General features: G+C 70.0%; 15 protein-coding genes. 7 read left to right on the plus strand and 8 right to left on the minus strand.

Features of this window, described 5'->3' with window-relative positions; all coding sequences use genetic code 11:
• Positions 1 to 5: 5 nt before the first annotated feature.
• From IG08_RS0137270 to IG08_RS0137280, 3 genes are all read left to right on the plus strand, one after another.
• Positions 6 to 401 carry a DUF742 domain-containing protein gene (locus IG08_RS0137270; RefSeq protein ID WP_030613423.1) on the plus strand — a complete coding sequence of 132 codons (396 nt, stop codon included), beginning with the start codon at positions 6 to 8 and terminating at the stop codon, positions 399 to 401.
• 189 nt (positions 402 to 590) lie between these two features.
• Positions 591 to 4,232, plus strand: coding sequence for a hydantoinase B/oxoprolinase family protein (locus IG08_RS0137275; protein ID WP_030613426.1), 3,642 nt, complete (start codon positions 591 to 593; stop codon positions 4,230 to 4,232).
• The gene (locus IG08_RS0137280) at positions 4,213 to 4,815 is read left to right on the plus strand and encodes a GTP-binding protein (RefSeq protein WP_030613430.1); all 603 of its coding nucleotides are present in this window, start codon (positions 4,213 to 4,215) and stop codon (positions 4,813 to 4,815) included. The genes IG08_RS0137275 and IG08_RS0137280 overlap by 20 nt, the downstream gene beginning before the upstream one ends.
• A 75-nt stretch (positions 4,816 to 4,890) precedes the next feature.
• Here the strand turns inward: IG08_RS0137280 and glpK are convergent, their stop codons facing one another.
• The 5 genes from glpK to IG08_RS0137305 all read right to left on the minus strand — a co-directional run bounded on the left by glpK (position 4,891) and on the right by IG08_RS0137305 (position 11,145).
• Entirely contained in the window at positions 4,891 to 6,402 is a 1,512-nt protein-coding gene (glpK, locus tag IG08_RS0137285; RefSeq protein ID WP_030613432.1) for a glycerol kinase GlpK, read from the minus strand.
• Between the two features lie 40 nt (positions 6,403 to 6,442).
• Positions 6,443 to 7,168, minus strand: a complete 726-nt coding sequence (locus IG08_RS0137290) for an MIP/aquaporin family protein (protein ID WP_030613435.1) — start codon at positions 7,166 to 7,168, stop codon at positions 6,443 to 6,445.
• Positions 7,169 to 7,786: 618 nt separating this feature from the next.
• Entirely contained in the window at positions 7,787 to 9,412 is a 1,626-nt protein-coding gene (locus IG08_RS0137295) for a GGDEF domain-containing protein (RefSeq protein WP_030613438.1), read from the minus strand.
• 99 nt (positions 9,413 to 9,511) lie between these two features.
• Positions 9,512 to 10,702 carry a lipid-transfer protein gene (locus tag IG08_RS0137300; protein WP_030613454.1) on the minus strand — a complete coding sequence of 397 codons (1,191 nt, stop codon included), beginning with the start codon at positions 10,700 to 10,702 and terminating at the stop codon, positions 9,512 to 9,514.
• Positions 10,699 to 11,145, minus strand: coding sequence for a Zn-ribbon domain-containing OB-fold protein (locus tag IG08_RS0137305; RefSeq protein ID WP_030613456.1), 447 nt, complete (start codon positions 11,143 to 11,145; stop codon positions 10,699 to 10,701). The genes IG08_RS0137300 and IG08_RS0137305 overlap by 4 nt, the downstream gene beginning before the upstream one ends.
• Before the next feature lie 226 nt (positions 11,146 to 11,371).
• On the opposite strand from IG08_RS0137305, the gene IG08_RS0137310 reads away from it, so the two are divergent.
• The gene (locus tag IG08_RS0137310) at positions 11,372 to 12,181 is read left to right on the plus strand and encodes a M15 family metallopeptidase (RefSeq protein WP_030613459.1); all 810 of its coding nucleotides are present in this window, start codon (positions 11,372 to 11,374) and stop codon (positions 12,179 to 12,181) included.
• Between the two features lie 47 nt (positions 12,182 to 12,228).
• On the plus strand, positions 12,229 to 12,765 hold the full coding sequence (locus tag IG08_RS0137315; protein WP_030613462.1) for an NUDIX domain-containing protein: 537 nt from the start codon (positions 12,229 to 12,231) through the stop codon (positions 12,763 to 12,765).
• A 2-nt stretch (positions 12,766 to 12,767) separates the two neighbouring features.
• Here IG08_RS0137315 and IG08_RS0137320 read toward each other — a convergent pair whose 3' ends face one another.
• The gene (locus IG08_RS0137320; protein ID WP_030613465.1) at positions 12,768 to 15,143 is read right to left on the minus strand and encodes a glycoside hydrolase family 31 protein; all 2,376 of its coding nucleotides are present in this window, start codon (positions 15,141 to 15,143) and stop codon (positions 12,768 to 12,770) included.
• A gap of 213 nt (positions 15,144 to 15,356) precedes the next feature.
• On the opposite strand from IG08_RS0137320, the gene IG08_RS0137325 reads away from it, so the two are divergent.
• Together IG08_RS0137325 and IG08_RS0137330 are read left to right on the plus strand one after the other, a co-directional pair.
• Positions 15,357 to 17,333 (plus strand): acetoacetate--CoA ligase, encoded by a 1,977-nt coding sequence (locus IG08_RS0137325; protein ID WP_030613468.1) that lies wholly within the window; start codon positions 15,357 to 15,359, stop codon positions 17,331 to 17,333.
• 231 nt (positions 17,334 to 17,564) lie between these two features.
• Complete coding sequence (locus IG08_RS0137330) at positions 17,565 to 18,458, plus strand: hypothetical protein (RefSeq protein ID WP_030613471.1); 894 nt, start codon at positions 17,565 to 17,567, stop codon at positions 18,456 to 18,458.
• A gap of 69 nt (positions 18,459 to 18,527) precedes the next feature.
• Here the strand turns inward: IG08_RS0137330 and ptsP are convergent, their stop codons facing one another.
• Together ptsP and IG08_RS0137340 are read right to left on the minus strand one after the other, a co-directional pair.
• The gene (gene ptsP, locus IG08_RS0137335; protein WP_030613474.1) at positions 18,528 to 20,198 is read right to left on the minus strand and encodes a phosphoenolpyruvate--protein phosphotransferase; all 1,671 of its coding nucleotides are present in this window, start codon (positions 20,196 to 20,198) and stop codon (positions 18,528 to 18,530) included.
• Between the two features lie 79 nt (positions 20,199 to 20,277).
• The gene (locus IG08_RS0137340; RefSeq protein ID WP_030613477.1) at positions 20,278 to 20,727 is read right to left on the minus strand and encodes a PTS sugar transporter subunit IIA; all 450 of its coding nucleotides are present in this window, start codon (positions 20,725 to 20,727) and stop codon (positions 20,278 to 20,280) included.
• Positions 20,728 to 21,146 lie beyond the last annotated feature (419 nt).

A 21,146-nucleotide genomic window follows, 5' to 3' on the forward strand; every position in this document is an offset into this window, starting at 1 on the left:
ATGACATGAGCACAGACGGTCAGGGAAGTAGCCACTGGTTCGACGACGAGGCCGGACCGGTCGTCCGTCCGTACGCCATGACGCGCGGCCGCACCACCAGTGCGGCCCAGCACCGCCTCGACCTCATCGCGGTGGTCGTCACGGAACCCCAGGCGGACGACCCGGAAGGCGACCACTCGCTGTCCCCGGAGCACGTGGACATCGTCGACCTGTGCCGCGAGGCCCCGCAGTCGGTCGCCGAGCTGTCCTCCGAACTCGACCTGCCCATCGGGGTGGTGCGGGTCCTCATAGGCGACCTCGTGGCCGCGGAGTTCGTCCATGTGAACCGGCCCGTGCCCCCTGCCGAACTGCCGGACGAGAGCATTCTGCGGGACGTGATCAGCGGCCTCAGGGCGCTGTGATCGACGTCCGCCCCTAGGGGAGCCGGCGCGCCTCCTGGTCGCGCCTTCGCCGAGCAGCGCCCCGTGGCGCTGACCGGGCACGGGAACAGCCCTGCCGATATGATCTGACCCATCGTCGACGACCATCTGCAGAAGGTCGGCCACCAGCCTGCAGATACGGTTCCGAGCAGTGCGATCGGGGAGACGGACGTGACGACAGGCTGGCAGTTCTGGGTCGACCGAGGCGGCACCTTCACCGACATCGTCGCGCGACGCCCGGACGGCCGCCTGCTCACACACAAACTGCTGTCGGACAACCCGGCGCGCTACGCCGACGCGGCGGTCGCGGGCGTACGGGAACTCCTGGACCGCTCCCAGGACCCCGTCGACGCCGTACGCATGGGGACCACCGTCGCCACCAACGCCCTCCTGGAACGCAAGGGCGAGCGCACCCTCCTGATCGTCACCCGCGGCTTCCGGGACGCGCTGCGCATCGCCTACCAGAACCGCCCCCACATCTTCGCCCGCCGCATCGAACTCCCCGAGCTGCTCTACGAACGGGTCGTGGAGGCCGACGAGCGCATCGCCGCCGACGGCACTGTCCTGCGCGCCCCAGACCTGGACGCCCTCACCGGTCCTCTTCAGCAGGCGTACGCCGACGGGGTCCGCGCGGTCGCCGTGGTCTGCATGCACAGTCATCTCCACCCCGCCCACGAGCAGGCGATCGGACAGCTCGCCGCGCGCATCGGCTTCCCGCAGATCTCGCTCTCCAGTGAGGTCAGCCCGCTGATGAAACTCGTCCCGCGCGGGGACACCGCCGTCGTCGACGCCTACCTGTCGCCCGTGCTGCGCCGCTACGTCCAGCACGTCGCCGACGAACTCGAAGGCGTACGGCTGATGTTCATGCAGTCCAACGGCGGTCTCGCCGAAGCCGGCCAGTTCCGTGGCAAGGACGCCATCCTCTCCGGCCCGGCAGGCGGCATCGTCGGGATGGCCCGCATGTCGCAACTCGCCGGCTTCGATCGCGTCATCGGCTTCGACATGGGCGGTACCTCCACCGACGTCTCGCACTTCGCGGGCGAGTACGAACGCGTCTTCACCACGCAGATCGCCGGCGTCCGACTGCGTGCCCCCATGCTGGACATCCACACCGTCGCGGCCGGCGGCGGCTCGGTCCTGCACTTCGACGGCTCCCGCTACCGCGTAGGGCCGGACTCCGCGGGCGCGGACCCGGGTCCCGCCTGCTACCGCGGGGGCGGCCCGCTCGCCGTCACCGACGCCAACGTCATGCTCGGCCGCATCCAACCCGCCCACTTCCCCAAGGTGTTCGGCCCGGACGGCGACCAGCCCCTCGACGTCACTGTCGTCCACAAGCGCTTCGCCGCCCTCGCACGCGAGATCCGCGACCGCACCGGCGACGACCGCACCCCCGAGCAGGTCGCCGAGGGCTACCTGCAGATCGCCGTGTCCAACATCGCCAACGCCGTGAAGCGGATCTCCGTCCAGAAGGGCCACGACGTGACCCGCTACGCCCTCACCACCTTCGGTGGTGCGGGTGGACAGCACGCGTGCATGGTCGCCGACTCGCTCGGCATCCGAACCGTCCTCGTGCCACCCATGGCCGGGGTCCTCTCCGCCCTCGGCATCGGCCTCGCCGACACCACGGCCATGCGCGAACAGTCCGTGGAGGCACCCCTGGAGGTCGCCGCCATGGCAGGCGTCCACAAGACCGCCGACGACCTGGAGAGCGCCGCCCGCGCCGAACTCCTCGCCGAGGACGTCCCCGAGGACCGCATCCGGGTCACCCGACGCGCCCAACTCCGCTACGACGGCACCGACACCACCCTCACCGTCGAGCTCACCGAGCCCGGCACGATGAAGCACGCCTTCGAGGAACGTCATCGCGCCACGTACTCCTTCACGCTCGACCGCCCGATCGTCGTGGAAGCCCTCTCCGTCGAAGCCACCGGCATCACCGAACCCCCCGATCTCTCCGCCCTGGCCGTCTACCAGGGCCACCCGGCCGCGCCCGAGACCGTCCGCCTCCACACGGGCGGCACCTGGCGCGACGTACCCCTCCACCGCCGCGAGGACCTGCCCCCCGGCGACACGGTCACCGGCCCCGCGGTCATCACCGAGGCCAGTGCGACGACCGTCGTCGACGGCGGCTGGCGGGCCGCGACGACCGACGACGGGCATCTGGTCATGGAACGCGCGGCGATTACACAGAGTTCCGATCTCGGCACAGAAGCCGACCCGGTTCTGCTCGAGGTCTTCAACAACCTCTTCATGTCCATCGCCGAACAGATGGGCGCCCGCCTGGAGTCCACCGCCCAGTCCGTCAACATCAAGGAACGCCTGGACTTCTCCTGCGCCCTCTTCGACCCGGACGGAAACCTGGTGGCCAACGCCCCGCACATCCCCGTCCACCTGGGCTCGATGGGCACGAGCGTCAAGGAGGTCATCACGCGGCGCGGCTCCGGAATGCGGCCGGGGGACACGTACGCGGTCAACGACCCGTACCACGGCGGAACGCACCTTCCCGACGTCACCGTGATCACTCCGGTGTTCGACACCCAGACCACGACGGACACGGAGAGTGACCCGGAGATCCTCTTCTACGTCGCCTCCCGCGGCCACCACGCAGAGATCGGCGGCATCGCCCCCGGCTCCATGCCCGCGAACAGCCGCACCATCGAGGAAGAAGGCATCCTCTTCGACAACTGGCTGCTCGCCGAGAACGGCCGCTTCCGCGAGGAGGAGACCCTCCGCCTGCTCACCGAGTCGCCCTACCCCTCGCGCAACCCGAAGACCAACCTCGCCGACCTGCGCGCCCAGATCGCCGCCAACCGCAAGGGCGTCGACGAAGTCGGCCGCATGATCGAGAACTTCGGCCTCGACGTCGTCCAGGCGTACATGAGGCACGTCCAGGACAACGCCGAGGAAGCCGTACGCCGAGTGATCGACGCCCTCGTCGACGGCGAGTACGCCTACGAAACCGACTCGGGCGCCGTCATCCGGGTACACGTGCGCGTGGACCGCGAAAACCGTTCCGCCACCGTCGACTTCACCGGTACGTCCCCCCAGCTGGCCAGCAACTTCAACGCTCCCTTCGCGGTCGTCAACGCGGCTGTCCTGTACGTCTTCCGCACCCTGGTCGACGACGACATCCCGCTCAACGACGGCTGCCTGCGCCCGCTCGACATCGTCGTACCGCCGGGCTCGATGCTCGCGCCCGAGCCGCCCGCCGCCGTCGTCGCGGGCAACGTGGAGACCTCGCAGGCGATCACCGGCGCCCTGTACGCGGCACTGGGCGTCCAGGCCGAGGGCTCCGGCACCATGAACAACGTCACCTTCGGCAACGCACACCACCAGTACTACGAGACGGTCGCCTCGGGTTCCGGCGCGGGCGACGGCTTTCCCGGGGCGCCCGTCGTCCAGACCCACATGACCAACTCGCGGCTCACCGACCCCGAGGTCCTGGAGTGGCGACTGCCCGTCCAGCTCGACGAGTTCGCCCTACGGCGGGGCAGCGGCGGCGCCGGACGGTGGCCCGGCGGGGACGGCGCCGTACGCCGCATCCGGTTCCACGAGGCCATGACCGTCTCCACGCTGTCCCAGCACCGCCGGGTCCCGCCGTACGGCATGGCGGGCGGCGAACCCGGCGCGCTGGGCGCCAACCGCGTGGAGCGCGCGGACGGCACGGTCACCGAACTCGGCGGAAGCGGCGCGGCCGACGTCGGCCCCGGCGACGTACTCGTCATCGAAACCCCTGGCGGTGGAGGCTACGGCCCACCGTCGTCCCACCCCCATCCAGCAGGAGAAGAGAGCAATGATCTTCGGGCGTTCTGAGCGCGGCAAGCCCCGGGTCGAGCCCGTCACGTTCAAGATCCTGGTGGCCGGCGGCTTCGGCGTGGGCAAGACGACCCTGGTCGGCGCGGTCAGCGAGATCAGGCCGCTGCGCACCGAGGAACTGCTGACCGAGGCCGGCCGCCCGGTCGACGACACGAGTGGCGTGGAGGGCAAGCACACCACCACCGTGGCCATGGACTTCGGCCGCATCACGCTCCGCGAGGACCTGGTGCTGTACCTCTTCGGCACGCCGGGCCAGGAGCGGTTCTGGTTCATGTGGGACGAGCTCTCCGAAGGCGCGCTCGGTGCCGTCGTGCTCGCCGACACCCGCCGCCTGGAGGACTGCTTCGCCGCCGTCGATTACTTCGAGCGGCGTTCCATACCGTTCGTCGTCGGCGTCAACTGCTTCGAGCGGTCCGCCCGTTACCCGGTGGAGGACGTCCGCCAGGCCCTCGACCTCGCCGAGGACGTACCGCTCGTGCTGTGCGACGCCCGCGACCGGGAGTCGGTCAAGGAGGTCCTCGTCGGCGTCGTCCAGCACGCGATGTCGTATGCGGCGCGCCGCCAGTCCGTCACCACCTGAGCCACGCGCACGACCCGTACCCCCGCCGACAGGGGTACGGGCCGCGGTCCACGGCTCACGCACGCGCGCGTGTGCCTAGTTCTGGCCGTCCTCCTCCCAGCCGAAGCTCTTCTCCACGGCCTTGCGCCAGTTGTGGTACTGGCGGTCACGGACGGACGCGTCCATGGAGGGCGTCCACTCGACGTCCTTCTGCCAGTGGGACTTCAGCTCGTCGAGGTCGTTCCACACGCCGGTGGCGAGCCCGGCCGCGTAGGCGGCGCCCAGGCACGTCGTCTCGGAGACCTTGGGCCGGACCACCGGGACGTCCAGCACGTCCGCCTGGTGCTGCATGAGCAGGTTGTTCTTGGTCATGCCACCGTCCACCTTCAGGGTGGTGATGTGCACCCCGGAGTCCTGGTACATGGCGTCCACGACCTCGCGGGTCTGCCAGCTCGTCGCCTCGAGCACGGCCCGGGCGAGGTGCGCCTTGGTGACGTACCGCGTCAGACCCGTGATGACCCCGCGCGCGTCGGAGCGCCAGTACGGCGCGAACAGGCCGGAGAAGGCGGGCACGATGTAGGCGCCGCCATTGTCGTCGACACTTGCCGCCAAGGTCTCGATCTCGTCGGCGGTACGGATGATGCCGAGCTGGTCGCGGAACCACTGGACGAGGGCGCCCGTGATGGCGATGGACCCCTCCAGGCAGTAGACCGGCGCCTCACTGCCGATCTTGTAGCCCATGGTCGTGAGCAGCCCGTTCTTCGAGGGCACCGGCCGGTTGCCCGTGTTGAGCAGCAGGAAGCTCCCCGTGCCGTACGTGTTCTTCGCCGTCCCCACGTCGTAGCAGGCCTGCCCGAACACGGCCGCCTGCTGGTCGCCCAGCGCGGACGCGACCGGTACGCCGGCGAGTTGGCCGACAGCCGTGCCGTACACCTCGGCGGACGACCTGATCTCGGGCAGGACGGCCTCGGGCACGTTCATCGCGGAGAGGATGGACGGCTCCCATTGGAGGGACTCCAGGTTCATCAGCATGGTCCGCCCGGCGTTGGTCACGTCGGTGACGTGCTGTCCGCCGTCCGTGCCGCCGGTGAGGTTCCAGATCAGCCAGGAGTCGATGGTGCCGAAGGCGATCTCGCCGTTCTCGGCACGCGCGCGTAGGCCCGGCACGTTGTCGAGCAGCCAGGCCGCCTTGGGACCGGAGAAGTAGGTGGCGAGCGGCAGTCCGGTCTGTTCGCGGAAACGGTCCTGCCCGTCCGAGCCGCCGAGTTGGTTGGTGAGCGCCGCGGTGCGCGTGTCCTGCCACACGATCGCGTTGTGCACGGGCTTGCCCGTGGCGCGGTCCCACAGGACCGTCGTCTCCCGCTGGTTGGTGATGCCGAGCGCGCTGAGCTGGTCGGCGCGCAGCCCGGCCTTGGCTATCGCTCCGGCGACCACCGCCTGCACCTTGGACCAGATCTCGGTGGCGTCGTGCTCCACCCAGCCGGGCTTGGGGAAGATCTGGCGGTGCTCGCGCTGGTCGACGGCGACGATCGCACCGTCCTGGTTGAAGATGATGCAGCGGCTGGAAGTAGTGCCCTGGTCGATGGCGGCGACGAACTTGTCCGTCATGACGTCCCCTTCGTCGGTTCCTTCAGAAGGCTGCGTTGGATCAGAAGGCTGCGTTGAAGATGAGCCCGGACAGCGCCCCGCCGATCAGCGGTCCCACCACCGGGATCCACGCGTAACCCCAGTCCGAGGTGCCCTTGTTGGGAATCGGCAGCAGGGCGTGGGCGATGCGGGGGCCCAGGTCACGGGCCGGGTTGATGGCGTACCCCGTGGGACCGCCGAGCGACAGACCGATGCCGACCACCAGGAACGAGACGATCAGGATCGCGGTGCCGGACTCGCCGAGCCCCTTGGTCAGGCCGAAGGCCAGGATGGGCAGTACCAGACCGATGGTCGCGATGATCTCGGTGATGAGGTTCGCCACGGGATTGCGGATCGCGGGCGTGGTGGAGAAGATCCCGAGCGTGGGCTGCGCGATCTCCTCCTCGGCGTTGGCCTGGAACTGGGCGAAGTAAACCAGCCAGCACAGAACCGCTCCGAGGATGGCGCCGACCATCTGCCCGGCGATGTAGATCGGGACCTTGTCCCAGTCCCCGGTGTCGATGGCGATCCCGATCGTCACCGCCGGATTGAGGTGCCCACCGGACAGCGGCGCTGCGGTGTATGCCCCGGCCATCACGCCGAAGCCCCAGCCGAACGCGATGACGACCCAGCCGGCGTCCTTCGCCTTGGAGTAGTTCAGTACGACGGCGGCGACGACGCCGGCGCCGAAGAGAATCAGAATCGCTGTACCGATGATCTCGCCGACGAATATGTCTCCGTTGCTCATGGCGGCTCCTAGGCCCTGGCCCGGGACGATCGGCCCCGGTCCTCCGTGCAGGGTGCGGTTCCCTTGGCGAACTGCCGAGGGCAGGGAGAGTCCCGCGCCCCGCCCGGCGTCCGCGACGAGCGTGCCGTCGCAGCCGAATCGCCCGTGGGGGTATGGGCCTTGGCTCAGACGGGCCCGCGCGGCGCAGTGCCTGGATACGCCGAGAATGTACGGCGATGTCGACTGACACCGGAAGTGTTCACCGGCCCCCGGGGAGCGTCAAGGTCGCCGACGGCAACGGTTGAGGGGCACGTGGCCAGAGCCTGCGTCTCGCGTGCCCACGGCCCGTGGGGCGCCGGTGCCGGGAAACAGACGGCAGGACCGGCCGCGGCTGCTGGGACGGGGTTGGGTGGACGGGCGGGCCGGCGTCGCGCGCACGACAGGACTGCGGGGGAGCCAACTCCGGCCCGGGATACGGAACCCGGGCCAGGGCGCGCTCTGGGGGAGTGCCAACGCCCTGCCGGAGCCTGCGCGGGCATGACGTCGGCAACAAGTCCCGCATCCGCGCAGACGGCCGTATAGCGACGCCGGGCTCTCACTCGCAGGACGGCCGTCCGCGGATGCTCAGGCCTGCGCCGACTATCCCGCCTGGGCGGTCGACACCTCCGAGCCACGACGGATCTCGTACCCCGGCAGTCCGGCCCGGCCCACCACCCAACTCGTCCCGCTCAGCGACTTCGCGGCCTTCTTCAGCGGTGCCAGACAGGCGGCCGCCTCCCGGTGGTCCACGACGCTGCCCGGCACGCAGACCACGGTGGCGAGGGACAGCGTCACGGGCAGCCCGCCCGCCGTCCAAGGCGCGTCCAGCACGGAGGCGGCCAGCGCAACCAACCCCTCCGGGTCCGCGAGGACCAGGAAGTCGTCCCCGCCGATGTGGCCCACGCGCGTGTTGCCGGTCGCCGCGTGCTGCAGCGCCTGCCCCACCGAGCGGATCAGCTCGTCGCCCGCGGCGAATCCGGCCCCGTCGTTGACCTGCTTGAAGTGGTCGACGTCCAGCCAGCTCAGCGCGAACGTCCGACCGTCCAGGATGCGCCGGTCCACCTCGCTCGTGATCGAGTCCGAACCGGGCAGCCGCGTCAGCGGATTGAGCCCGGCCGCCTCCTCGACCCGGGTCTCGGACAGCGCCCGTACGAGATCCGCCAGCCGTACGACGCCCACACACCGGCCGTACCGGTCGATCACGGCGACGTCGTCCGACGTACGGTCCCGGCTGCCGACGGCGACCACGTCCAGGACCTCCCACGCCGTGGCGTCGATGCCCACCGTCCGCGGCACGTCGCCGAGCTTGGCCGCGGGGCGATCGGCGTACAGGGCATGGCCGTAGCGCCCCGACATCGACAGCAGGAAGCGGGACCGGTGCACCGACCTGACCGGTACTCCGTCTGCGTCCACGAGCAGCACCCCGGACACCTCGGACGACCCGGTCAGCAGCGCCCGCACCTGGCCGGCGGACGCTGTGGCGGGCAACAGGGCGGCGGGCCGCACGAACTCTCGCACCGACGGGCCCGACGGCGGTTGCGCCGCGTCACCGGGGGAGCGGGGCGGGACGTATACGTCCGCGGCGGGCAGCCGGGACGGCGGCGCGAACAACTCGCCCTGCGCCAGTTGGGCACCGGCCGACAGCGCGGCAGCGCACTGCAGCTCGGTCTCCACTCCCTCGACGCAGAGCAGCGCCCCGAGCTCGTCGCACAGGGCCCGCATGGCCCGCACCGCCGCTGGTCGCGCCAGCAGCGACGCGTCGAGCTTCACCAGGTCGGGCGACATGTCGACAAGTAGTCGTAGTGGTACGTCCCCGTCCCCGACGCCGTCTGCGCTGATCCGGAAGCCCTGGCCCCGCAACTCGGCCACCGCCTCCAGCAAGGCCTGATGCGGCACGTGCGTGTACGGCGGAACGACGTCGATCGTCACCTCCCACGGCAGCCGCCCCGCCTCGCGCACCGCGCTGTGCAGTGAGGTGAGTCCGCCGAGGTCGGCAAGCGTGCCGGCGAAGACATTGACGTGCAGCGGCAGCAAGGTCTCTCTGCGCGCCGCCGCCCGGACCGCCAACACCGCGAGCTTCCCGTCGAGTTCGGGGTCGCGGCGGGCCTCGGCCAAAATGTCGCCGGCCTCCGGGCGGGCGAGTATCTCCAGCCCCGCGACCCCGCCGGTCGTCAGATTGACCACCGGTTGGAAAGCGAAGCGGAGAGTATCCGTCCAGGAGCGCACGGAAGCATGATGGCGCTGTTGGCGCACGCCCAGGCGCAGTTCATGAGACGTTCACGCACGATTCCGGGATGCTCACACAGCGTATGAGAAAGCCCTTGCTCACCTCACTGCGACCACCGCCGACCCGTGCCCGAACAACCCTTGGTTCGCTGTGATCCCCACGCGCGGGCCCGAGACCTGCCGGTCACCCGCGTCACCCCGCAACTGCCAGGTCAGCTCGCAGATCTGGGCGATCGCCTGGGCCGGAACGGCCTCCCCGAAGGAGGCGAGCCCGCCGCTCATGTTGACGGGTATGCGCCCGCCTGGTGCCGTAGCGCCCTCTCGCAGCAGCTTCGCGCCCTCGCCCTCCCCGCACAGCCCCAGATCCTCGTACCACTGCAACTCCAGGGCGGTGGACAGGTCGTACACCTCGGCCAGGGAGAGATCCTCGGGCCCGACACCGGCCTCCTCGTAGGCCGCGCGCGCGATCGACGCACGGAAGGTCTCGGCGGCCGGGTCGACCGCCGCCGCGGAGTCCGTCGCGATGTCCGGAAGGTCCAGCACGGTGTTCGGATACGTCGGGGTCACCGTGGACACGGCCCTGATCCGGACGGGCTCAGCCACCCCGTGGCGACGCGCGAACTCCATGCTGGACAGCACCAGCGCCGCCCCGCCGTCCGAGGTCGCACAGATGTCGAGCAGCCGCAGCGGATCGGCCACGACGGCGGAGGCGGCGACCTCCTCGGCGGTGACCCGCTTGCGGTAGCGCGCGTACGGATTCAGCGCCCCCAGAGCGGAGTTCTTCACCTTGACCTGCGCGAAATCCTCGGGGGTGTCCCCGTGCACGGCCATCCGCCGGCGCGCGTACAGCCCGAAGTACGTGGGATTGGTCGCTCCGAGGACCCGGAACCGCAGCCAGTCCGGATCGTCGGCCCGGTCCCCGCCCGCGGGCCGGAAGAACCCCTTGGGCGCGGCATCGGCACCCACCACGAGCACCACGTCCGCGAGACCCGCGAGGATCTGCGCCCGCGCGATGCCGACGGCCTGTGCCCCGGACGCGCACGCCGCGTACACGCTCGCCACCCGGGCCCCCTGCCAGCCCAGCGCCTTGGCGAAGGTCGCCCCCGCCACGTACCCCGGATACCCGCCACGCACGGTGTCCGCACCGACGATCGAGCCGACCTCCCGCCAGTCCAGCCCGGCGTCGGCGAGTGCCGCGCGGGCCGCCACCACGCCGTACTCGACGAAACGTCGCCCCCACTTGCCCCAGGGATGCATGCCCGCGCCGAGTACCGCCACTTCTCCCGTCATGCCGTCACCCCCGTAGGCCGCCAGTGCCAGGTCGTCCAGGTCGTCTCCGCGTCCTCGTGGAGCACACCGGGGACGACTTCCACCTCCATGCCCACCGTCAGATCGGCGACGGTGACCCCGGGAACCGCCTGTCCCAACACCACGAGCCGCTCGGACTCCAGCTCCACAGCGATCAACGCGTACGGCTCCCACGGAAGTTCCGGATCGGTCACATAGGGTGACGGAGGTCGGTACCGGCTGTCCGTGTAGGACCAGACCCGCCCTCGCCGCGACAGCGGAACCTCCGCCAGATCACCGCCGGCACACCAGGGATTGCGGCAATGGATGTCCTCGCGGGGAAAGAAGACCGAGGCGCAGGCGGAGCAGCGCGTGCCGAGGAGCGTGAAGTCGTCGCTGTCGCCGGTGAACCAATCCGCGACGACGGGTGTACGAGTGCGCGCCACAGTCCCTCCCCAAGCCCGAATCTGACGGAACGTCAGAAGTTTGTCACGGGTGACCGGAAAGCGGCAGAGGGGTCGGCAGAACCGGACGTGCCTCTTCTGCGTCGTCGTATCGGTAGGGACGGCCGGGGCCCACGGGGGTGGTTCCGGCCGTTCCCGTCGTACATCCGGTGCCGAATGCATCCGATCGCTTCCCGGACGGAACACGCTCCTGATAGATGCAGGAGACATGACACGAATCTCCAGCACTCTGCGCGGACTGATCACCGCGCTCGCCGCCCTGCTGGCCGTGACCGTCTCCTCCGCCGGCGCCCGGGCGACCACCGAACCCGAGGCACCCGAGGACTTCGTGGCGCTGAGAACCGTGGACCCGACGATCATCCAGGAGATGCGCTACTTCACCCCGCACAACTTCGTCGGCGAGCCCATTGACGGCTACCGGCAGCCCCTCTGCATCCTCACCCGGCCCGCCGCCCAGGCGCTCCACCAGGCACAGCGGAAGCTGCTGCGTCAGGGCTACACCCTCAAGGTGTACGACTGTTACCGGCCGCAGCGCGCCGTGAACCATTTCGTCCGCTGGGCCGAGGACCTCGACGACCAGGCGATGAAGGGCGAGTTCTACCCGAACGTCGACAAGACCCGCCTGTTCGAGGACGGTTACATCGCCGAGAAATCCGGCCACAGCCGTGGCTCCACCATGGACCTCACGATCGTGAAGCTCCCGGCGAGGCAGACCAGGCCGTACGTGCCCGGCGAGCCCCTGGTGCCCTGCTACGCCCCCAAGGACGAGCGCTTCCCCGACAACTCCGTCGACATGGGCACCGGATTCGACTGCTTCGACACCCTCGCGCACACCCTCGACCCGCGCATCCAGGGCGAACAGCGCGCCAACCGGCTCCTCTTGAAGAGCACGCTGGAGGGCCTCGGATTCGTCAATCTCGCCGAGGAGTGGTGGCACTACGCCTTCAAGCCAGAGCCGTATCCGGACACCTATTTCGACTTCCCGGTGTCCTGGAAATCGCTGATCAGCAGTCATTGAGCCGCCCCCCGGCGACGTCCTCCCAGTGATCGGATACAGTCCGCCGCGTGTCCGAAACTCAGCACTCCACCCCCAACTCCGCGCCCGACTCCCACTGTTCGAGCTGCGGAGCGCCCTACGGGGAGGGCGTTGCGGGCTGGCCCCGCACCTGTCCCGCCTGCACCACCGTGCACTACCGCAATCCGTTGCCGGTCGCGATCGCCCTCCAGCCCGTGTACGACACACAGGGCACCGCCCTGGTGGTGATCACCCGAACCATCGCCCCCGCGCGCGGAGGCATCGCCCTGCCCGGGGGCTTCATCGACGACCGCGAGGAGTGGCGGCACGCCGTCGTCCGTGAGCTCAAGGAAGAGACCGGCATCGACGCGGCGAGCCGCGACGTACGACTGATCGACGCGATGAGCTCACCCGACGGGCACCTCCTGCTGTTCGGGCTCCTGCCCGAGCGCCCGGCCGAAGGCCTCCCGCGGTCCGCGGCCACCGACGAGACGGAGGGCTGGCACCTCCTGCGCAGGCCGGAGGAGCTCGCCTTCCCCCTGCACACACTGGCCGTACGGGCCTGGTTCGAGGGCCGCTACATCTGAGCTCAGCTGTCGGAGCTGTCAGAGACTCCTCGTATCCGCACCGGGTGGGACGTCTCGCTCAAGCCGCCCTCACCCTCCCGCTGAACGACCACCCGTCGGCCCTTCCAGCGGGCGACGTAGTGTTCGATCTCCGGTTCGTCCCACCCGTCGCCCGCGTCCACCACGACCAGCCCGCCCCCGATCCGCCCCCGAGCGGGCGCCCACACCTCCAACTCCAGTCCGCCGTCGTCCCCACGCACCGGGACGACGGCGCCCGCGCGCGCGAGCACCGGAATCCGCGACAGGGGAGCGTCGACGAGAACCTGTCCGGGGCCTTCGTACGCCTGCTCCGTCGCCGTGTCGTACCAGCGCCCCCGGGGCAGCTGCACCGCCCGCACGTCCGCCCCCGGATCGAGCACCGGCGCCACCAGCAGGCTGTCACCCAGCAGAAAGGCGTCCTCGCAGTCCCGCAGCGCCCGGTCCTCGGGTGCCGACCACCACAGGGGCCGTACATAGGGCGCTCCCGTACGACGGGCCAGCTGCGCCAGCGTCATCAAGTACGGCAGCAGCCGCCGGCGTTCGACGAGCGCCACGCGCGCGTGCTCCAGCACCTCGGCACCGAACTCCCACGGCTCCCTGCGCCCGGCCCGCAGCCCCGCGTGCGTACGGAACAGCGGCAGATAAGCGCCCAGTTGGAACCAACGCAGATACAGCTCGGGCGACGGGCTCCCGTCGTAGCCGCCCACGTCCGGCCCCGAATAGGGCACCCCGCACAGCCCGAGCCCCATGACGAGCGACAACGAAGCCCTGAGGCCGGGCCAGCCCGTGGCCACGTCACCGGACCACGTGCCCCCGTAGCGCTGCATCCCGGCCCACCCGGAGCGCGAGAACACGAAAGGCCTCTCCTTGGGCGCCAGTTCGCGCAGCCCCTCGTACCCGGCCCGGGCCATGCACAGCGCGTAGACATTGTGCGCCTCGCGGTGGTCACCACCCCGATCCTCCAGGGAGTGCCTGGCCGATCGTGGCAGCGTCGACTCGCCGAAGGCGTTGAAGGAGGTGGGCTCGTTCATGTCGTGCCAGAAACCCGAGAACCCCGACGCGAGCCGCTCCTCGTAGAGACGACCCCACCAGGCACGCACGCGCGCGTGCGTGAAATCCGGGAAGACAGCCTCTCCGGGCCAGACGACCCCCCGCACGATCCGCCCGGAGGCGTCCCGCACGAACGCGTCCTCGGCCGTCCCGCTGTCGTACACGGCGTTCCCCGGGGCTGCCTTGACCGCCGGATCGACGATCGACACCAGCCGGATCCCGTCCCGCCGCAGCTCCTCGGCCAGCACCGGCAGCTTGGGGAAGCGCTCATGGTCGACGGTGAACACCTGGTGCTCGTCGTAGTGGTCGATGTCCAGATGGACGGCGTCGAGCGGAAGCCCGCGCTCCTGATAGCCCGAGACGATCCGCCGCACCTCCTGCTCACTGCCGAAGCCCCAGCGCGCGTGATGGTGGCCCAGGGCCCAGGCCGGCGGCAGCGCGGGGGCGCCCGTCAGCGACGCCCAGGCGAGCAGCACGCGCGCGGGAGTGCCCACCATCACCCAGCAGCGCAGCGGGCCGCCGTCCATCCGCAGGACGCACGTGCCTGCCCGGTCGTGCCCGGAACCGGCACCTTCCTCGCCCTCGCGCAGGGCCACCGTGCCGTCCCACGACGTGTCGTGGAACACCAGATGCGTGGCGGCGTCGGCCACCACCAGCTGCACCGGCATCGTGACGTACAGCGGATCGTCGCCGGGACCGAAGGCACGGCCCGGATCGGTGTTCCACAGCCGGTATGTCCCGTCCCGTAGCCGAGGGCCTGAGGCGCGTCCCCCGAGCCCGAAGAACCGCGCGTCCGCGGCCACCTCCGACCGCTGCATCCAGCGCGCCGCGCCACCACCCACCGGCTCCCACCACCGGGGCGGCAGATCCCGGCGCAGCGTCACCCCTCCGGGCGTACACACCTCGACCGCGCCGTACCGTGAGACGACGACTGTCACGCGCTCGGCCACGACCCGCCACCCGCCGTCCTTGTCCGGCTCCAGCACCGCCCGGGGGTCCGGCTCCGGGCAGCGGCCCGCGAGCGCGTACGACGGCTCGGGACCCGCCCCGTCCCAGCCCCAGAACACGGCCCCGTTCACCGCGACGACGATCCGCAGTTCGGAGCGGCTGAACCGGACCACGCCGCCACCAGGCCCGGGCTCGACCCCCTGGACCGGCCCGGGCACCCGCGCGCGCTCGGCCCCCCGCGGTGGCAGCCCCGTGGCGTCGGCACGCCTCCTGCGCCACGCGGCCCGTACGGTACGCAACCTCTGGGCCGCCCCCGCCGAACCGACCGCCTTCACCGAACGCACCAGGTCACGACCGTTCATGCTGCTCACCCTGCCACTCAACGCCCCACACGCGCGTGCCGTTCAACTGCCGTTCACCCGTGCTGAGACCACATCTTCACGACACGGACTATGTGGGGCGCACCCTGGCGCAGAAGTTGATCACATGGCATCGTCCGTGTCAGCCGCGTGACGCGCACACCCCAGCCCGTGCGCGGAAGACGCACACGACGCGCACAGTCCGGGAGCCGCCCCATGTCGACCGTGAACCCCCAGCCGCTCTGGCAGCCAGATCCGGAACGCATCGCCCAGGCCCAGATCACCAGGTTCCAGGCGTGGTCAGCCGAACAGTACGGTGCCCCGGCCGAGGGCGGGTACGCGGCCCTCCACCGCTGGTCCGTCGACGAACTGGACACGTTCTGGGAAGCCGTCACGCGGTGGTTCGACGTTCGGTTCTCCACCCCCTACGCGCGCGTGCTGGGCGATCGCTCGATGCCCGGTGCCCAGTGGTTCCCCGGGGCGACCCTCAACTACGCCGAGCACGCCCTCCGCGCGGCCGCGACCCGCGCGGACGAACCGGCCCTCCTGTACGTCGACGAGACCCATGAACCACTCCCGGTGACCTGGGCCGAGCTCCGCCGCCAGGTCGGCTCCCTGTCCGCCGAGCTGCGCGCCCTCGGCGTACGGCCCGGAGACCGCGTCAGCGGCTACCTCCCGAACATCCCGCAGGCTGTCGTCGCCCTCCTCGCCACGGCCGCCGTGGGCGGCGTCTGGACGTCCTGCGCCCCCGACTTCGGCGCCCGCAGTGTCCTCGACCGCTTCCAACAGGTCGAACCGGTCGTCCTGTTCACCGTCGACGGCTACTGCTACGGCGGCAAGGAGCACGACCGCCGCGAGACGGTCGCCGAACTCCGCCGAGAACTGCCCACCCTGCGCGCCGTCGTCCACATCCCCCTCCTCGGTACCGAGGCCCCCGAAGGCGCCCTGGAGTGGTCGTCCCTGTCGAGCGCCGACACAGAGCCCGTCTTCGAGCAGGTGCCCTTCGCCCACCCCCTGTGGGTGCTCTACTCCTCGGGCACGACCGGCCTCCCCAAGGCCATCGTCCAGTCCCAGGGCGGCATCCTCGTCGAACACCTCAAGCAGCTCGGCCTGCACTGCGACCTCGGCCCCGAGGACCGTTTCTTCTGGTACACCTCGACGGGCTGGATGATGTGGAACTTCCTCGTCTCCGGCCTCCTCACGGGCACGACGGTCGTCCTGTACGACGGCAGCCCCGGCTACCCCGACACGGGCGCCCAGTGGCGGATCGCCGAACGTACGGAGGCGACCCTCTACGGCACCTCGGCCGCGTACGTCATGGCCTGCCGCAAGGCCGGCGTGCACCCCGTACGCGACTTCGACCTCTCCAAGGTGCAGTGCGTCGCCACCACCGGATCACCGCTCCCGCCCGACGGATTCCGCTGGCTGCACGACGAGTTCGCAGAGAGCGGGGCCGACCTCTGGATCGCCTCCGTCAGCGGCGGCACGGACGTGTGCTCCTGCTTCGCGGGAGCCGTACCCACCCTCCCCGTGCACATCGGCGAGCTCCAGGCACCCGGACTGGGCACCGACCTGCAGTCCTGGGACGCCAGCGGCAAACCCCTCGTCGACGAGGTCGGTGAACTCGTGGTCACCAACCCCATGCCGTCGATGCCGATCCACTTCTGGAACGACCCCGACGGCAGCCGCTACCACGACAGCTACTTCGACACATACCCCGGCGTGTGGCGCCACGGCGACTGGATCACCGTCACCTCCCGCGGCTCGGTCGTCATCCACGGCCGCTCCGACTCGACGCTCAACCGCCAGGGCGTGCGCATGGGTTCGGCCGACATCTACGAGGCCGTCGAACGCCTCCCCGAGATCAGGGAATCCCTGGTCATCGGCATCGAACAGCCCGACGGCGGCTACTGGATGCCGCTCTTCGTGCACCTGATCCCCGGAGCCGTCCTCGACCAGGCCCTCCTCGACCGCATCAAGCAGACCATCCGCGAACAACTCTCCCCGCGACACCTGCCCGACGAGGTCATCGAGGTGCCCGGCATCCCGCACACCCTCACCGGAAAGCGCATCGAGGTCCCGGTGAAGCGCCTTCTCCAGGGCACCCCACTGGAGAAGGCGGTCAACGCGGGTTCCATCGACAACCTAGAACTGCTCCACTTCTACGAGGACTTGGCCCGCAAGCGCACCTGACGCCAGGGGTTGACCACGGCCTCGCCCAGTCCACCCGTCGCAGCATCGGACCACTCGCCGTCACCACGGCCATCGCCATCGGACCGACAGGAGGGCCAGCTTTCGGTGCCCTCATCGCTGTGACCTGCGTGATCCAGCACCGACTGGTCCGCGATCGCTTCGTCCAGACGCCGTTGTCAGTGCCACCGGTTACTGTGAGTGAGCATTGATCGACTGCGCACTGGGGGAAACATGGCGCACACCGACCACCCGACCATGCGACGCGTCCTGCGCCGCGAAATCGCCGGCACCATCGGCCTGCTCACCGACGAGCACGACTTCCGCGCCATGCGGCGCTACCGCAGCTTCACCTTCGACGACCACACGACCTACCTGAAACAGGTCGAAGACCTCCTCAGGACCCGCGCCGCACAGGGCAGCCACACCACCATCGCCCTGTTCGACCCACAGGAGTACGCCGAGTTCTGCGAGGAAGCAGGACTCGAACCCGACGCCCCGTCGAGCCGCACCCGCTTCACGGCGGAACTCGCGAGCACAGGACCGACCATCCCCTACGACGGCCAGTCCCTGACCGACCTCGTGCCGGCTCTGGTGGACGAGGCCGTCCGCCAGGCCACCTGGGAATACGCTGCCACACTCCTGGCCCGCCTGGGCGCTTGCGCCTCCTGCGGGGAGGACTTCGGCCGAGCGGCCTTCACCCGCGCGTCCGACCTCCTCGTCCGCATCCTCGACACGGCCCACCCGGGGGACCGCCACCTCGTCTGCAGCATCACGGGCACTCCGGAAACACTGGTCTCCGTCCTCCACGGCGACGAGGACGAACACGGAGCCGTACAACTCGACGAGGCGGAGGCCCTCGAGTTCACCACCGTCCTGGCCCTCGGCATCGCCACGCAGAGTCCCGGGGGACTCGTCATGCGCACCAGCGCTCCAGGAACGGTCGACCGTATCTACGGCTGGCGCCTGCGCGGCGACGGCCTCGAACCCCTCACTGCGGGAGAAGTCTTCGACGCCTACTGCACCGACGTCGACTCCGGTGATCTGATCTCCCCGGAGTCGGATGTCGACTACTGCGTGCCACCCGACCTCGGAATGGAGGGCCAGGCGCCGGGACACCACCACTGAACGCGGGAGGGGCGCCCCACCCGAAGGTGGAGCGCCCCTCACCGGCCGTGGACGACCGACTCGATCCGACTACTCGCCGGACAGCACCGCCTGAGCCGCGTTGCGCGCCTCCTCGGCGCTGTCCGCCGCCCGCGCGGCAGCGGCAGCCCGCTCGCACTGCGCCAGCGTGTACTTCGCCAGCGTCGTCCGGACGTAAGGAATGGACGCCGCACCCATGGAAAGAGAGGTGACCCCCAGACCGGTCAGCACACAAGCGAGCAGCGGGTCGGACGCGGCCTCGCCACAGACACCACAGCTCTTGCCCTCGGCCTTCGCCGCTTCGGCGGACAGCGCCACCAGGTCCAGCAGCGCGGGCTGCCACGGATCCTGCAGACGGGACACCGCACCCACCTGACGGTCGGCGGCGAAGGTGTACTGCGCGAGGTCGTTGGTCCCCAGGGACAGGAACTCGACCTCCTGCAGAATCGAGCGCGCGCGCAGCGCGGCCGACGGAATCTCCACCATCGCGCCGAACTTCGCCTGCAGCCCCGCATCACGGCACGCGTCCGCGAACGCCTTGGCGTCGGCACGGTCGGCCACCATCGGCGCCATGACCTCGAGGTAGACCGGCAGCCCCTCGGCAGCCTTCGCCAGCGAGGTCAACTGGGTGCGCAGCACCTCCGGGTGGTCGAGCAACGACCGCAGGCCGCGCACGCCCAGCGCCGGGTTCGGCTCGTCGGCAGGCGTCAGGAAGTCCAGCGGCTTGTCCGCACCCGCGTCCAGCACACGCACGACGACGCGCCCCTCGGGGGACGCCTCGAGCACCTGCCGGTACGCCTCGACCTGCTTCTCCTCCGACGGAGCAGTCTTGCTGTCGTCGAGGAAGAGGAACTCGGTGCGGAAGAGACCGACGCCCTCGGCTCCGGCCTCGATGGCTGCCGGCACGTCGGCCGGACCACCGACGTTGGCCAGCAGCGGCACCTTGTGGCCGTCGGCCGTGGCACCCGGTCCGCTCGACGCCGACAGGGCGGCCTTGCGCTCGGCGGCAGCGGCCTCCAGTTGCTCCTTCTTCTCGTCGCTCGGGTTCACGAAGATGTCGCCGGTGCTGCCGTCCACGGCGATCACCGTGCCCTCGGTGAGCTCGCCGGCACCCGGCAGCGCCACGACGGCCGGGACACCGAGAGCCCGCGCCAGAATCGCGCTGTGGCTGGTCGGCCCGCCCTCCTCGGTCACGAAGCCGAGAACCAGGGTCGGGTCGAGCAGAGCCGTATCGGCGGGAGCGAGGTCACGCGCCACAAGGACATACGGCTCGTCGCTGTCCGGGATACCCGGCATGGGCACTCCGAGCAGGCGAGCGACGATACGATTCCGCACGTCGTCGAGGTCGGCCACGCGCCCGGCAAGGTACTCACCGGCACCGGCCAGCAGTTCGCGGTACGCGGCGAACGCGTCGTACACAGCACGCTCGGCCGTGCTGCCGACGGCGATACGTCGGTCCACGTCCGCCATCAGCTCAGGGTCCTGGGCCATCATGGCCTGCGCCTCGAGCACCGCCTGGGCTTCGCCCCCCGCCAGATTGCCGCGTGCCATCAGGTCGGCCGCCACAGCCTCCACGGCCTTGCGCGCGTTTCCCTGTTCACGCTCCGCGTCCTGAGCCGGAATCTGCTTGGCAGGCGGTTCCAGTACCGCCGTTCCCATGTGCCGAACCTCGCCGATCGCCACACCGTGGCTTACGCCGACGCCTCGCAGCGTTGTCTCCATCTCACCCGTCTCCGATAGTGCGGCGGGTCCCGCCGCCGCGGTGGTTGTCCCTACACGCCGTCATACGACGGCACTGACGTCACTTCCAGAGGAAGAGACTGTCGCCGGCCTTCACGTCGCCGTTGTCGCGGAGATCGGAGAGCGCCTCCGCCGTGGCCTCGAGCGCCACGATCGGGCACACCGCGGACTTGCCGGCGGCCTCGACGGCGGCCGGGTTCCAGCGCACCACGCCCTGACCGCGCGTCACGGTGTCCCCCTTGTTCACCAGCAGCTCGAAACCCTCGCCGTTGAGCTGCACGGTGTCGATACCCAGGTGGACGAGCACGCCGTGGCCCTGCTCGTCCACGACGACAAAGGCATGCGGGTGAAGAGAGACGATCACTCCGTCCACGGGCGCGACAGCCTCGGAAGGCTCACGCACGGGGTCGATCGCCGTACCCGGGCCGACCATGGCCCCGGAGAAGACCGGATCAGGCACGGCGGCCAGTCCGATGGCGTGTCCTGCAAGCGGGGACGTCACGGTGGTCATGGGAAGCCTCCCAGGGGTGGAGCTGCGTGTATGGGCCGTCACTGCCTGTCCCGGACGGCGCACTGCGCAGCAGCGTATGTCATATGAAGTTCGGGTTCCGCACGAAAGATACCGCTTAGTGGTCTAGACCACCAGCCCAATCGATTTGCACCCTCTTCGAGGCCCCGTGTACAGTCGTACTCCTGCTTGAGGCCGAGTGACGCGACCAAGCGTCCTCACCTGGCAGCACCCAACTTGTCAGATCCTATCTCGGGATCACCTTCTGCATGCCTGCAGGACGGTGGTCAGGGGGCCGGAAAAACACTGATAGAGTTTGGAACACCGAAGGGAAGCGCCCGGAGGAAAGCCACGAGAGATTCTCTCGGGTGAGTACAAAGGAAGCGTCCGTTCCTTGAGAACTCAACAGCGTGCCAAAAATC

It is taken from the genome of Streptomyces fulvoviolaceus (genome assembly GCF_000718165.1).
GTDB classification, from domain to species: domain Bacteria; phylum Actinomycetota; class Actinomycetes; order Streptomycetales; family Streptomycetaceae; genus Streptomyces; species Streptomyces fulvoviolaceus.

Excerpts from the sequence above, each read along its gene's own strand:
- IG08_RS0137270 (WP_030613423.1), top strand. The coding sequence starts at position 6 with ATGAGCACAGACGGTCAGGGAAGTAGCCACTGGTTCGACGACGAGGCC.
- IG08_RS0137280 (WP_030613430.1), top strand. The coding sequence starts at position 4,213 with ATGATCTTCGGGCGTTCTGAGCGCGGCAAGCCCCGGGTCGAGCCCGTC.
- glpK (WP_030613432.1), bottom strand. The coding sequence starts at position 6,402 with ATGACGGACAAGTTCGTCGCCGCCATCGACCAGGGCACTACTTCCAGC.
- IG08_RS0137290 (WP_030613435.1), bottom strand. The coding sequence starts at position 7,168 with ATGAGCAACGGAGACATATTCGTCGGCGAGATCATCGGTACAGCGATT.
- IG08_RS0137300 (WP_030613454.1), bottom strand. The coding sequence starts at position 10,702 with ATGACGGGAGAAGTGGCGGTACTCGGCGCGGGCATGCATCCCTGGGGC.
- IG08_RS0137310 (WP_030613459.1), top strand. The coding sequence starts at position 11,372 with ATGACACGAATCTCCAGCACTCTGCGCGGACTGATCACCGCGCTCGCC.
- IG08_RS0137320 (WP_030613465.1), bottom strand. The coding sequence starts at position 15,143 with ATGAACGGTCGTGACCTGGTGCGTTCGGTGAAGGCGGTCGGTTCGGCG.
- IG08_RS0137325 (WP_030613468.1), top strand. The coding sequence starts at position 15,357 with ATGTCGACCGTGAACCCCCAGCCGCTCTGGCAGCCAGATCCGGAACGC.
- IG08_RS0137330 (WP_030613471.1), top strand. The coding sequence starts at position 17,565 with ATGGCGCACACCGACCACCCGACCATGCGACGCGTCCTGCGCCGCGAA.
- ptsP (WP_030613474.1), bottom strand. The coding sequence starts at position 20,198 with ATGGAGACAACGCTGCGAGGCGTCGGCGTAAGCCACGGTGTGGCGATC.
- IG08_RS0137340 (WP_030613477.1), bottom strand. The coding sequence starts at position 20,727 with ATGACCACCGTGACGTCCCCGCTTGCAGGACACGCCATCGGACTGGCC.